This is a genomic window from Vibrio sp. Vb1337, assembly GCF_033338715.1.
Lineage (GTDB): Bacteria > Pseudomonadota > Gammaproteobacteria > Enterobacterales > Vibrionaceae > Vibrio > Vibrio alginolyticus.
The window spans coordinates 95616-109020 of sequence record NZ_JAWOTD010000010.1; the positions used below are offsets into that span (position 1 = coordinate 95616).

Genomic DNA, 13405 nt, shown 5'->3' on the forward strand with positions numbered 1-13405 from the left:
CTTGTTGGTTACTCCAAATCAAACTGTTGGCGTTATAGCATGTCGACGGCTTTTTCTACGGCGGCGATGAGTCTATCCACATCTTCAGCCGTGTTATAAATACCAAAAGAAACGCGTACCGTGCCTTTAACGTTTAGCGCATCCATCAATGGGTGAGCGCAGTGGTGTCCTGCTCGTACCGCAATGCCTTGTTGATCGAGCAGCGTCGCCATGTCTTGGTGATGAACGCCGTCCATGACGAACGTCAGTACAGAGGCATTCAGCTGATAGCCTAGAATATGGATGTCATCCAACGCGCTTAGTGCTTGGTAGGCCTTATCCTGAAGCGCATGGAGATGATCCTCTACTTCGTGATGGTCAAAACCTTGGTACCACTCAATGGCTTTCGCTAGAGCAATTGCGCCCGCAACGTTTGGTGTGCCCGCTTCAAATTTACCAGGAAGTGCAGAAAACGTCGTTTTCTCGAAAGAAACGCGTTCAACCATTTTACCGCCGCCGTGCCATGGAGGCATGGCTTCCAAAAGTTCAAGCTTGCCGTATAAAACCCCAATGCCTGCTGGTGCATAAAGTTTGTGACCTGAGAAAACGTAGAAATCGATATCTGATGCCGATAAATCAAGTTGCTCATGTACGATGCCTTGCGCGCCATCAACTACAATAACCGCGCCAACGTTGTGCGCCAGTTCAGTAATTTTTTCTATAGGTTGGCGTGTGCCTGTTACGTTGGTTATTTGTGCGCAAGCAACAATTTTACAGCGGTCAGACAGAAGCGCCTCAAATGCACTTATGTCGAACTGACAATCTGATGTCATCGGAACTTTAATGACTTTAGCACCCGTTTGCTCTGCCACGATTTGCCAAGGCACGATGTTGGCGTGGTGCTCCATCTCGCTAATCAAGATCTCATCACCTGGTTGTAACGTGCTACGGGCGTAGGTTTGAGCAATTAAGTTCAGTGCTTCGGTTGCGCCCCGTGTCCAAATGATTTCCTTAGAGCTGTTTGCACCAATAAAGCTTGCCACTCGTTCTCGTGCCGCTTCAAATTGGCTGGTGGCATTAGCCGTTAAACTATGGCTGCCGCGGTGAACATTGGCATTTTGCGCACTGTAGTAATGACTGATGACATCAATCACACATTGCGGTTTTTGCGTTGTCGCTGCGCTATCTAGATACACTAAGGGCGTATCGTTGACGGATTGGTTTAGAGCAGGAAATTGCTCGCGTACAGCATTTACGTCAAACATTATTCTTCACCAAGCTTGTGGTAGTGCAGAGTAGGCAGAGGGATCATTGGTTCAGCAACTGACCATGCGTGTTTTTTACCTGAGAGTTGAATGATTACTTCCATTGCGAACTCTAAAGCTGTACCCGGACCTTGACTAGTGATCAGGTTGTGGTTGATATCAAAGGTCACGCGTTTGCTGCGCCACTTCTCTTCCGGGATATGTGACTGAAAGCTCGGGTGACAGGTCATCAGTGATTGTGAGAAAAGATCATGGTGTTGCAATACCAACGCCGGTGCTGCGCAGATAGCTGCGACCAATTTTCCCTCGTAGATGTGCTGCTTAAGGATTTCTATCATCACCGTACTATCACGAAAAATTTCTGCACCACCAACACCACCAGAAAGCGCTATGGCGTCAAACTCATCATCAGCGATATCGACCAGTTTACAATCGGCTGTTAGTGTGACTCCGCGAGAAGCTTTCATCGTCAATGAGCCATCAAAAGCAGCACTCGCTACCGTAACGTCATAACCCGCGCGAACCATCATGTCGATAACGGTGACGGCTTCCATTTCTTCGGTGCCCGGAGCGATTGGCACTAAGATTTTCTTACTCATTGTTCTGTCCAGCTTTGTTCTATTTGTTTGATGCGTTGGTAAAGTTTTAAATTCTCAGGCGTATTGATGCGATGTTTCTCGGCAGCCTTTAACAAGTATCCGGTTATAAAATCAATTTCCGTTCGACGCTGATGGAATACGTCTTGTCTCATTGAAGAATAGTTCTCAGCTGTGGCGTTCACCACTTGCAGTACCGTATCGAAAAGAGAGCGAAACTCGATAGCAATACCTTCTTTACTCAGTACTTCAACCAGTTCTTGAGTGATGCTTTCGAGTTGTATCTTAAACTCGGGCTGCGCAAGCTCACCATTCTTACACTGCTGAATCGCAGTCAGTGGGTTAATCGCGCAGTTAATTGCTAACTTAGTCCATAACGCAGATTGGATGTGTGGATTCCAAATGGCCTCTGGAAGAGCATGATGCATAACATCTTGCAGAAAAGCGCACTGCATTCCTTTGTCATTATAACCACCCACTTGCGTTGTTCCGTGACCGCTATGCAGTACGTGTTGGTTATCTGGTTTGTATGCGCCGTGCGTCGTTGTGGCGAGCACGATAGGATTGTTTGGCAGAGCCTTCTCCACGCCAGAGGCGGTACCCATACCATTGTGCATCGGCATGATAATCGTGTCTGCGTTGATATGAGGGAGCAAAGGCTGAATGGCGTCTTCCACTTGCCAAGCTTTTACCGTGATCAAAATGAGGTCCGCTTGATTTACGGAGGAAATATCTTGATTACTGAATACGATTGCGGGTGTGTCATCCAACTGAAGTGATTGTTGTCTCTCTGAACTTCTTCCCCACAATGAAACATTGTGCCCGGCAAGTTTAAATTTTGTTGCCCAGAGTGAGCCCACCGCACCTGGACCGAGGATAAGGATATTCACCAAACGCTCTCATTAAAAAGGTTTGCTGCAAGGATAATGAGGGAAAAAAGGAAAGCAAATAAAAATGGCGCCGAAAGGCGCCATTTTTGAGCAAACTTAGTGGTTCAATTAGAACTTGTAAGTTACAGCTAGGTAGTGGCTTACACCAGTCGATTCTAGCTCAACACCTGGAGCAACTTGTAGACCGTCTTTTACGCCATATACTTCTTTGTATGCTTTCAGGCCGTAACCAACCGCGAAGCGATCTGAGTGCCAGTAAATGCCGTTGAACATTGCACCACCGTTTGACGCGGTAGTACCAAATTTGTTACCAGCATCATCATCCATACCGAATTGGTAATCAATGTAACCTTGGTAAGAAATGAATGAACCATTGTCGAAGAAGTAGAATGGTTTGAACCAGTTAGTCGAGATTTGGAAACCGTTCCAACCTTTGTTGTTGCCATCGTAAGTGCTGTACAGGTTTAGGCCGATTTTACCTAACCAAGGAACCATTACATCAGAACCTAAACCGATTTTCTGGTTGTTTACACCACCGTTGTTACCGCCCCATTCCATTAGAGATGCAATGTATAGCTCTTGAACTGGACCGAAAGATAGGTCTTTACCAGTTACGGCATCTAGAGACATACGTGGTGCAAATTTCATGAACATCTTGTCAGGAGCGCCGTTCTCAATTGACTTATCTTGGTTATCTTTAGTCGCTAGGTTAAATACGTCTACGTAACCGTATAGGTCGAAAATACCAGAGCGACCGCCAAATTCCATTTCTAGGTAATCGTGAGCGTTGTCGTCAGCGCCTTTAACTCGTGGCATTTCATCAATTGAGTACATGTAGTTGAACTGCATCCACTTGTAATCGTTTTTGTGGATATCGCCGTCAGAGTAATCTGCCGCCATAACTGGAGCTGAAGTAGCCGCTAGAAGGCTAAGAGCTAAAAGTGATTTACGCATAAGGGGACTCTCTATGTTTGTAATGATTCAGAACACGCAATCTGTGCTGCGCTTTCCAATTGGCGGGAATAATAGCGATAAAAATCCCAAATGAAAGTGATAAAGGGTGCAAAATTGAACGTTTTTGGTGAGTTGTGTCACGAAATTATCTTTATTTACGGAACTTTTTGTTTGTTGCATTCAATTGCAGTAAATATGTGATTTAGATCGTTTGCGTAAGCGATTTTATGACTTTTTAAGCCAGTCGATTAACCAACATAAATCGTTAGTGATCGGAGTGATAAGGGATTCGTATGTATCCGTGAATCAAAGAGGACGTTTGAATGAAAGAAGTCATGTTATTCCCACTCACTTCAGTTGTACTCCCTGAAGGTAAAATGAATCTGCGCATTTTTGAGCCACGATATAAGCGAATGGTAAAGGAATGCAGCCTACAAAATGTGGGTTTTGGAGTTTGCCTAGTAGGAAGTGAAGGTGACCCTAAAGACGTGGGTAACGTTTCATCTATCGGAACTTTGGTCAGGATCGTTGATTTTGAAACACTCAGTGATGGCCTTCTTGGTATTACAGTTGCTGGTGAGCAACGCTTTGTTGTCAAACGCGTCCGTGCAGATGCGGATGGCTTACGTCATGCAGAGGTTGAATGGTTAGACAATTGGCAACATCTAGACAACTCACCAGATTTATTCTTTTTAAGCCAGCAGTTATCCCATGTTTATGAAGAGTTTCCTCAACTTGGAAGCCTCTACCAGCATCGTTTTTACGATGACTCTGCTTGGGTTACTCAGCGTTGGCTTGAGTTACTACCCCTAGACTGCAATCTGTTCGAACAGCTAGTCGGCGCAGAGGACTGTATTTCTGCGTTGCAATTTCTGACAGAAGCCATAGAAGCCCCGACTAACAAAGAGGCAAGGATATGAAAGGATTTAATAAAGCTGCGCTAACTATTGTTGCGACATTAGGACTGGCGGCGTGTGGCTCCGACAGTGACACTATCGAGTATTCCAATTTACAAGCAGTGCACGCGTCTTCTGATGCGCCGCTTGCAAATGTGTGGATCAACGATAAACCATCATTAACGAATGTTGATTATGGTGTGGGATCTGGCTACGTTAAATTGCGAGAGGGGATGAATTCGATTCAGGTCGATGTTCAGCTCCCAGGTAATGAAACCGCGACCGTAATACCTAAAACAGAACTAGATCTTGATTCCGACCTCAATTATAACGTGTTCGTTGTTGGCGATGCCGATGGTTCGCCAAACCCAGTTGAGCCTTTAGTTGTGACTCGCAGCGCCGATTCAATGGCTGATGCCAATAGTCTAGATGTTCAAGTTGTTCATGCAGCTTCAGGCGTTCCTGCTGTTGATCTTTATGTCACTGAGCCAGGTGCTGCTCTTGCTAGCGCGACTCCAATAACTAACCTTGCTTACAAAGCTTCTACCGACGTATTGAACATCCCAGCTGGTGAGTATCAAGTTCGACTTGCCGTAGGAGACAGCGTTGCTTTTGACTCGGGCACAGTATCTCTTGCGGCTAATTCCAACTTGACGATTGCCGCTATCGGCACAGGAGATTCGAATAGCACGTCACCTGTCAAACTCTTGGTGTTGGACGGTTCGGGCTCTTCTATAATTGAAGATATGGGCAGCCAAGCTGAAGTAAGAGTCGGACACCTTGTCGATGGAGCGCCAGTCGTCGATGTTAACGTTAACGGGGCGGCCTTCGCTCCTCTTGCCGACTTAGCGTTCAAAGAGATTCGTGGTTATTTGGATCTCGATGCTGGCGCTTACGATATTGACGTTTACGTGGATGGCACAACAACCAATCCGATCATAGATGTTGACGGGTTAATGGTTGCAGGTGGAATGGATTACAGTGTTTATGCAGTCGGTGTTGTTAGCCCAGCGATTGATATCGAAGCTCTGGTTGTTGAAGACATGAGACGTGCAGTGGCAACTAGCGCGACGCTGAATGTGACACACGCGGCGGCTAATCCTATAGCGGAAATGGTGGATATTTACCTCACTACGAGTGCAGGAATAGATGGAAGTGATCCAACCATCGCTAATTTTGCGTATAAAAATAGCGTACAAGGATTATATGTCGCTGAAGGTACATATTATGTAACGGTAACAGTGGCTGGTAACCCAAGTATTGTTGCGGTTGACTCAGCACCAGTCAATGTAATGAACGGTGTTGTGTACCAAGTCGTTGCCATTGATGATGGGAACAACGGTGGTTTCAACTTGTTGGTCGATGACGTGACCGATTAGGACGAATGGGAGGAGGAAACTCCTCCCACAAATTAAGGCCGATTATGATGAGTGATAGCCCGAAAAAACTGGGGCGCAGTGATTGGAACGATTACATGGATAAAGTGAAGGATCGAGACAAAGATGCGTTCGCTTTTGTATTCCGTTTTTACGCACCCAAGCTGAAGCAATTCGCTTACAAACATGTTGGTAATGAGCAAGTTGCTATGGAGATGGTGCAAGAGACCATGGCGACAGTTTGGCAGAAAGCGCACCTCTATGATGGTGAAAAGAGCGCGTTATCGACTTGGATATATACCATAATCCGAAACCTTTGTTTTGATCTGCTGAGAAAACAGAAAGGTAAGGAATTACACATTCATTCTGATGACATTTGGCCGTCAGAGTATTATCCACCTGATCTTGTTGATCACTATTCACCAGAACAAGATATGTTGAAAGAACAGGTGGTTAAGTTTTTAGATATATTACCGAAAAACCAGAGAGATGTTTTACAAGCGGTATATCTTGAAGAGTTACCTCATCAACAGGTCGCGGAATTATTTGATATACCCCTCGGTACCGTAAAATCCAGGCTGAGGCTTGCAGTAGAAAAGCTAAGGCATTCAATGCATACGGAGCAACTATGAACAAACACCCAGATAACAGCTTGTTAGAAGCATACGCTTCGGGAAGCATTGATGCAGTTTCTGGTCTTGTGGTCGCAACCCATTTAGAAACATGCACCAAGTGCCGAGCTTATGTGAACCAAGTCGAAGCAAGTCAAGCGAACATCGTAAGTGACATACCTTCTGAGTATGTTTCTGAATTTGACGACATGTTTAATGACATCATCAATGCGGAGCCAGCGACTGATAATATCGTGATCCGCGACTCTGCTGCTGTTAATGTGGCAGGAAAAAGTTTCGCTCTTCCTAAAACTCTAGCGCGTTTCTCTGACCTCGTAGGGTCATGGAGAAGTTACGGAGGCAAGGTTTTCAGTGCTCAGATTGACCTAGGGGAAGACGCTCGTGTCAGCTTAATGTACATCGGGGAAGATGTGCAAATTCCTCAACATACGCACAAAGGCCTGGAGTCTACATTGATCCTACATGGTGGATTTAGTGACGAGGATGGCCAATATGAAGAAGGCGATTTGATGATTAGAGACGCATCAGTGAAGCACAGCCCTTACACTAAGGCCGGAGAAGACTGCTTGTGTTTAACCGTATTGACTGAGCCGATGATCTTTACTCAAGGCGTGGCACGTATATTTAATATGTTTGGTAAAGGGTTATACCCATAGACCTCTTATCTTATATCTCGCAAAACAAAAACCACCGAATTCGGTGGTTTTTTATATGTTTCGTTAATGTTTGTGACGTGCTTTTTCCAATAGAGCATCAAAGTAATGTCGTAGCGAGTACAACATAATCAAGCTTGGCACGACCATGACAGCGGTAAGCACGAAGAATGTGCTCCAATCATTAAGATAATCCACTAGCTCGCCACTGAAAGAAGCAAGAGTCGTCCGTCCGAAGTTTCCTAGAGAGGCAAGCAACGCATACTGAGTTGCCGAAAATGCTTGCCCGGTTAGAATCGTCAAAAATGAAACAAAAGCGACAGTTGAGAAAGCAGTCGTAAAGTTATCGACAATAATCGTGGCTAAGTACAAGTGCTCGTTTGGGCCTACCGAAGCAATCCAAGCAAACATCAAGTTACTGGCAGACATAGCAATACCGCCGATCATTAATCCACGTACAATACCAAACCTAACGTTGAACATGCTTCCGACAAAAGTAAAGAAGATGGTGGCTCCCCAACCGATCAGTTTGGAGTAATAGCCAATTTGTTCATTGCTAAAACCAATATCTTTATAGAACGCGATCGACATCCTGCCCAAAAACGCTTCGCCAATTTTAAATAGGAAAACGAACAGCAACAGAGTAATCGCGACACGGACGCCATTGCGATTAAAGAAATCAAGGAAAGGTTCTACAACAGTCACGGTAAACCAAGCTACGACTTTTGAACCAACCACTTCTTTGTGGCGTTGTTCAGCGGCAGACTGAAGTTGTTCGCGTTGAGTCTTCGGTTCACCGACTAAAATCGTAAAGACCATTAGAATGCCGACTATCACCGCCATCCCGTAGTACACACCATTCCAACCGACACTGTCAGCATTAACAAACGCTAAATAACCCGGTAGTGAATAACCTGTCCACCAGCCAATGACCGCCATTGCAGAAGCTTGAGGCAGTTTAGACTCTTCTGACTTTGGGAAAGTATCAATACGAAAAGCATCAATTGCGATGTCTTGTGTCGCTGAAGCCGTTGCAATGCACAAGGCGAGTAGTGACGCAAACACCAAGTTTTCCGCTGGATTAACGCCGGCAATAAATAGGGTAGCGACGAGTACGATACTTTGGCAAAAGAAAATCCAGCTACGTCTTTGCCCCAGCAGTCTAAAGAGGACTGGCAGCTTCACGCGGTCAACCAGAGGTGCCCACAGAAAGTTGATCGCATAGACCGCAAAAACGCTACCAAAATAGCCAATTGCGGAGAGGGTCAAGCCGGCATCTTTTAGCCAACCTGACATGTTTGAACCGATAAGAACCCACGGAAAGCCGCTAGAGCAGCCCAGCATGAAAACCCACATGAGTCGTTTATCGAGGTAACTTTTTACCGTTTCCAACCAAGTGATGGAAGGTAATGAAGACATAAATCAATCCAATAAAATGAAGCCGTTGAAAGAGAAAGCCCTTCGATTATTCAAAGGGCTTATCGTTTTGGCTATTTAAGTAGTGTAGCTTTGGTGATGACGATTTGCGTCTCTGGTACATCACGCATTCGGCCTACTGTCGTGGTCGGCTGCTGAGCCATTTTCTGGATAACGTCGAACCCCTCAGTAACCTCACCAAATACAGCATAACCTGGTGGTCGAGCGCCATAGTTGAGAAAGTCATTGTCGACTAAGTTGACGAAAAACTGACGAGTTGCAGAGTTTGGTGCATTAGTTCGTGCCATGGCGATGGTAGCACGGTCATTGTTTAGACCATTATTTCCTTCGTTTTTGATTGGCGCGTATGTTTTCACCATCTGCATATCTTGGTTAAAGCCGCCACCTTGCGCCATAAAGCCTGGGATAATACGATGAAAAATAGTACCTTCGTAGCTCCCATCTTCTACATATTTCAGAAAATTAGCGACAGTGATAGGTGCTTTCTCTTCGTTTAACTCAACCGTAAATGAACCAAGGGTCGTTTCAAACGCTACTTTTGGCCCAGCCCAAACGCTGCAGCTGAGTAATGCTAAAGACAGAATCGCTTTGCGTAACATTAGAAACGCTCCTGCATGTATTGACGAAGCTCAGGGTCATTGGCAATCTCTTTAAGCGTCAATGTCACCACATCATTCAATGTCTCTTCAATATCGGCATCAGAAGCACTCAATGTGCCAGATCGCTTTGCTGTACCTGTATAAGTTTTGACTAGCTTGCCCTCAGGTGTCTCTGCTGTGATTTCCAGCACAACTTTAGCATCCATCTCATTTTCCATCACCGAATGCTTCACGTTGACCAACGCTTCTTGAACGCTCAATTCAATCGCGTTGTTGCTGTTTAGATCCGCATGGAAACCTTGAGATGAGAATTGCTTCTCTAATGCTTCTTCTAACGCAATACGTAAATTCTGTTTAGCATGAAGAGGAAGAATGTTCGAACGGCCGTTATCCACCAACGCCACGTACTGCGCTGCACGTACATCTTTGCTGGTCAAACTGTAAGTCTTGCCTTGAACAATTGGATTGGTGCTCAATGTGCTTTCTGGCATCAGGTTCAGCTGAGGTTGTTGAGGGGCTGAACACGCAGCAAGCAACGCAACCGAAGCCGCAAGTACCAATTTTCTCATTTTATTATTCCTTTTAACTATTTTGCTAAAGCTTATTTTGCGCTTAATTTAGCAGGATTTTTTGTAGCCTGTAAAATCACAAACTTATTGTTGGAAGCGATAAGTTTCACATTTTTATCGCCAAACAGACGTTTGAGTTTTGCGTCGTACCCGAGGTGACGATTTCCGATAACCAGTAAACGGCCATTTTCACTTAATACTTGTTTAGCATCGCAGAACATTTGCCAAGCAATATGATCGGTGATTGCCTGTTGTTGATGAAACGGTGGATTACACATAACCATAGAGCTGCTGCTGTGTTTAAAACCGTCCAAGCAATTGTTCGCTATGCACTGTATGTCTCTATTTTCACCAAGGTTGTCGCGTAGGTTCTGTTTTGCCGACTCAAGCGCCATAAAACTTTCATCAACACATGTTAGCCGAGCATTTGGATTCAACTGACCAAATTTAACAGACAGAACACCATTGCCGCAGCCGAGGTCGATGACATTGTCTATCGAAGGGTCTTGAGGCAGGTGCTGCAGCATAAAGCGTGCACCTAAATCTAAACTTTCTCCTGAATAGACATTTGGCATGTTCTTGAGTTCGATATCTTCGCCATCAACGCGCCAAGTCGTGAAAGGCATTACTTCAATCGGAGGCTCAACTGTTGCTTGAGAAAACACCAATCTGTGCTTTTTCCAGGCCAAAGATGTTTTTGTTTCGCCTAAGTATTTTTCAAACAGTTTTAGCGTCGAAGTGTGAATGTCTTTCGCTTTATTGACTGCAATGACGGGGCAGGAAGCCGGTAGCGCCTTTCTTAATTGGCTTAGTATCCACACTAGATGGCGGTTACTTTTGGGCAGTTGCAGCAAGACGAGATCAATATTGGCAGGAACGAGGTCCATCGTGGTGGCAAACGCTACTTTATTGCACTGGTTTTGCTCGAGATTTTGCTGTGCACCTTTATGTGAGATGAATGAATCACTCATTAGCGTTACATGGTGCTTTTCCGAAAACCAGCAGGAGAGGGCACCAAAGCTGTCATTAATCACGAGGATGTTTTGATTGTCTGGCAAAGCAAGCTCTTCAACATGATTAATAAGATACTCATCACCGGCATCCCACGCTTGTAGCGTTTCGTTACTTCGTTTTGGGAAACGATGAAGTGTTAAGCTTCGCTCGTGAAGGTTCAGTTCGGTTTTCATAGCTAAATGTAAGTTGATTTAGAAATTAAGTGTTATTGTCGCAAATGATGACGTGTCGAGATACAAAAAGCTGTCAAATTTTACGAGTTCAGTGATGGCTGCTCTTTAGACATGTTCGTGGAGTCAAGCACCTTGAGACAATATGTCTACAAAGTGCGTCAATAATGAGAGTGACGTTTGAGTGATGCATGTCTGCTTTACTTAGGTATATACTTATGGAATTCGCATCAATGAGGAACGAATATGATCCAAGAAATCATAGAGAAGAAACTACACAGTGAGCTGCAACCCAGCTATCTCAAAGTCATTAATGAGAGCTACATGCATAATGTGCCACCAGGCTCAGAGAGTCATTTCAAAGTGATTGTTGTGAGTGATTCGTTCGCGGGACAGCGTTTGATTGGGCGCCATCGTCAAGTTCATCAAATTTTGGCAGATGAACTGGACAACCACATTCATGCATTAGCTATTCATACATACACTGATGAAGAGTGGAAGCGTGAACAAGATGGCGCCCCTGATAGCCCGATGTGTATGGGTGGTGGTCACTAAAAACGCAAGATATAAAGGTGCAGAGAAAAGGTGGCTTAAGGCCATCTTTTTTCGTTTTACATTCTTAAGGGACGTTAACGTGGAACAAATTCTGGTTAAAAAATGTGTTAACAGTGTTTCAACAAATGAATGGAAATTGCAGAATATTTCAGGCGATGAATATCACTTTTCCATAAGATATGTATGGAATATGGCATTTGTGCGATGGGTCAAAGTTATGACTATTCTTTGACCTTTTAGACCTGATTCTACCGAAATAACCCCTCTATTCTAATGATTGATCATGGCATCAAGTTCCTAAAAAATGCTAGACTACGGCACCTGATAAATCTCGCGTATTCCTTGTGACGAGATTTTTAATAGGATGTTGCGATTTTGATGTTTAAAACAACATCAAAACCGGACACTGATGTCGTGTCTAAAAGTTACGCAATCAAAAGAATCTTTTTCCCGATAAAAGTAGTGCAAGTGCGTATGATTACAATAAAGAAGGGCTTGGATCTTCCTATCGCAGGAACTCCATCCCAGGTGATTAATGATGGTAAGACCATCAAAAAAGTCGCCTTGCTTGGCGAAGAGTACGTTGGCATGCGACCTACCATGCATGTCCGCGTTGGTGATGAAGTGAAAAAAGCGCAAGTTCTTTTTGAAGATAAAAAGAACCCAGGCGTGAAATTTACTGCACCAGCAGCCGGTAAAGTGATCGAAGTTAACCGTGGCGCTAAACGTGTCCTTCAATCTGTAGTGATTGAAGTGGCAGGTGAAGAGCAGGTGACATTTGATAAGTTCGAAGCCGCTCAACTTTCAGGTCTAGATCGTGAAGTGATCAAGACTCAGTTGGTTGACTCTGGCTTATGGACCGCTTTACGTACTCGTCCGTTTAGCAAGGTTCCTGCAATCGAGTCTTCTACTAAGGCTATTTTCGTAACTGCAATGGATACTAATCCACTAGCAGCTAAGCCTGAGTTGATCATTAATGAGAAACAAGAAGCATTCATTGCTGGTCTAGACATTCTTTCAGCCCTGACAGAAGGCAAGGTTTACGTATGTAAATCTGGCACTAGCTTGCCACGCTCTTCACAGTCTAACGTAGAAGAACACGTCTTCGATGGCCCTCACCCAGCAGGTCTTGCTGGCACCCACATGCATTTCCTATACCCAGTAAATGCAGAGAATGTGGCATGGAGCATCAACTACCAAGACGTTATCGCGTTCGGTAAGCTGTTCCTAACTGGTGAGCTATGCACAGATCGTGTTGTGTCTCTAGCTGGCCCAGTTGTGAATAACCCTCGTCTAGTTCGTACCGTAATGGGTGCAAGCTTAGATGACCTAACAGATAACGAGCTGATGCCTGGCGAAGTTCGTGTGATCTCTGGTTCAGTACTAACAGGTACACATGCAACTGGTCCACACGCATACCTTGGCCGTTACCATCAACAGGTTTCTGTATTACGTGAAGGCCGTGAAAAAGAACTATTTGGCTGGGCAATGCCTGGTAAGAATAAGTTCTCGGTAACTCGCTCTTTCCTTGGTCACGTATTCAAAGGTCAGTTGTTCAATATGACAACGACGACCAATGGTAGTGATCGTTCAATGGTTCCAATTGGCAACTACGAACGCGTAATGCCTCTAGATATGGAGCCTACTTTGCTGCTTCGTGATCTATGTGCCGGCGACACAGACAGTGCTCAAGCACTGGGTGCGCTTGAACTGGATGAAGAAGATCTAGCATTGTGTACCTTTGTATGTCCAGGTAAGTACGAGTACGGTACGTTACTTCGTGAATGCCTAGATACTATCGAGAAGGAAGGGTAATTTTC

At 44.8% G+C, this 13405-nt stretch carries 14 protein-coding genes; 6 read left to right on the forward strand and 8 right to left on the reverse strand.

What is annotated here, in order from left to right; translation table 11 throughout:
• Nucleotides 1-32 precede the first annotated feature (32 nt).
• From csdA to R7E42_RS13110, 4 genes are all read right to left on the reverse strand, one after another.
• Nucleotides 33-1244 (reverse strand): cysteine desulfurase CsdA, encoded by a 1212-nt coding sequence (csdA, locus tag R7E42_RS13095; protein WP_262606832.1) that lies wholly within the window; start codon nt 1242-1244, stop codon nt 33-35.
• Complete coding sequence (locus R7E42_RS13100) at nt 1244-1843, reverse strand: DJ-1 family glyoxalase III (RefSeq protein ID WP_213867032.1); 600 nt, start codon at nt 1841-1843, stop codon at nt 1244-1246. The genes csdA and R7E42_RS13100 overlap by 1 nt, the downstream gene beginning before the upstream one ends.
• Nucleotides 1840-2730: a 2-dehydropantoate 2-reductase gene (panE, locus tag R7E42_RS13105; RefSeq protein ID WP_270054936.1), complete on the reverse strand. Its 891-nt coding sequence runs from the start codon at nt 2728-2730 to the stop codon at nt 1840-1842. The genes R7E42_RS13100 and panE overlap by 4 nt, the downstream gene beginning before the upstream one ends.
• A gap of 108 nt (nt 2731-2838) precedes the next feature.
• Entirely contained in the window at nt 2839-3684 is an 846-nt protein-coding gene (locus R7E42_RS13110) for an outer membrane protein OmpK (protein ID WP_005391741.1), read from the reverse strand.
• Nucleotides 3685-4007: 323 nt separating this feature from the next.
• Here R7E42_RS13110 and R7E42_RS13115 point away from each other — a divergent pair, with 323 nt between their 5' ends.
• From R7E42_RS13115 to R7E42_RS13130, 4 genes are read left to right on the forward strand one after another with little or no spacing between them, the layout of a single operon-like run.
• On the forward strand, nt 4008-4604 hold the full coding sequence (locus R7E42_RS13115; RefSeq protein ID WP_213962821.1) for an LON peptidase substrate-binding domain-containing protein: 597 nt from the start codon (nt 4008-4010) through the stop codon (nt 4602-4604).
• Complete coding sequence (locus R7E42_RS13120) at nt 4601-5959, forward strand: DUF4397 domain-containing protein (protein WP_318072745.1); 1359 nt, start codon at nt 4601-4603, stop codon at nt 5957-5959. Before R7E42_RS13115 ends, R7E42_RS13120 begins: the two co-directional genes overlap by 4 nt.
• Nucleotides 5960-6003: 44 nt before the next feature.
• Nucleotides 6004-6588: an RNA polymerase sigma factor gene (locus R7E42_RS13125; protein WP_017636022.1), complete on the forward strand. Its 585-nt coding sequence runs from the start codon at nt 6004-6006 to the stop codon at nt 6586-6588.
• The gene (locus R7E42_RS13130; protein WP_005380256.1) at nt 6585-7244 is read left to right on the forward strand and encodes a ChrR family anti-sigma-E factor; all 660 of its coding nucleotides are present in this window, start codon (nt 6585-6587) and stop codon (nt 7242-7244) included. The genes R7E42_RS13125 and R7E42_RS13130 overlap by 4 nt, the downstream gene beginning before the upstream one ends.
• 63 nt (nt 7245-7307) lie before the next feature.
• Here the strand turns inward: R7E42_RS13130 and R7E42_RS13135 are convergent, their stop codons facing one another.
• From R7E42_RS13135 to R7E42_RS13150, 4 genes are all read right to left on the reverse strand, one after another.
• Nucleotides 7308-8660 (reverse strand): AmpG family muropeptide MFS transporter, encoded by a 1353-nt coding sequence (locus tag R7E42_RS13135; protein WP_005380257.1) that lies wholly within the window; start codon nt 8658-8660, stop codon nt 7308-7310.
• A 71-nt stretch (nt 8661-8731) separates the two neighbouring features.
• On the reverse strand, nt 8732-9277 hold the full coding sequence (locus R7E42_RS13140; RefSeq protein WP_005380258.1) for a peptidylprolyl isomerase: 546 nt from the start codon (nt 9275-9277) through the stop codon (nt 8732-8734).
• The gene (locus R7E42_RS13145; protein WP_005380259.1) at nt 9277-9846 is read right to left on the reverse strand and encodes a YajG family lipoprotein; all 570 of its coding nucleotides are present in this window, start codon (nt 9844-9846) and stop codon (nt 9277-9279) included. The genes R7E42_RS13140 and R7E42_RS13145 overlap by 1 nt, the downstream gene beginning before the upstream one ends.
• A gap of 32 nt (nt 9847-9878) precedes the next feature.
• Complete coding sequence (locus R7E42_RS13150) at nt 9879-11033, reverse strand: methyltransferase (protein WP_005385302.1); 1155 nt, start codon at nt 11031-11033, stop codon at nt 9879-9881.
• 243 nt (nt 11034-11276) lie between these two features.
• Between R7E42_RS13150 and bolA the strand changes: the two genes are divergently transcribed.
• Both bolA and R7E42_RS13160 read left to right on the forward strand, forming a co-directional pair.
• A complete protein-coding gene (gene bolA / locus R7E42_RS13155) occupies nt 11277-11585 on the forward strand; it encodes a transcriptional regulator BolA (protein WP_005380262.1) in 309 nt (102 codons plus the stop codon).
• Between the two features lie 474 nt (nt 11586-12059).
• Nucleotides 12060-13400 (forward strand): Na(+)-translocating NADH-quinone reductase subunit A, encoded by a 1341-nt coding sequence (locus R7E42_RS13160; protein ID WP_318072746.1) that lies wholly within the window; start codon nt 12060-12062, stop codon nt 13398-13400.
• The last annotated feature ends 5 nt before the right edge of the window (nt 13401-13405 follow it).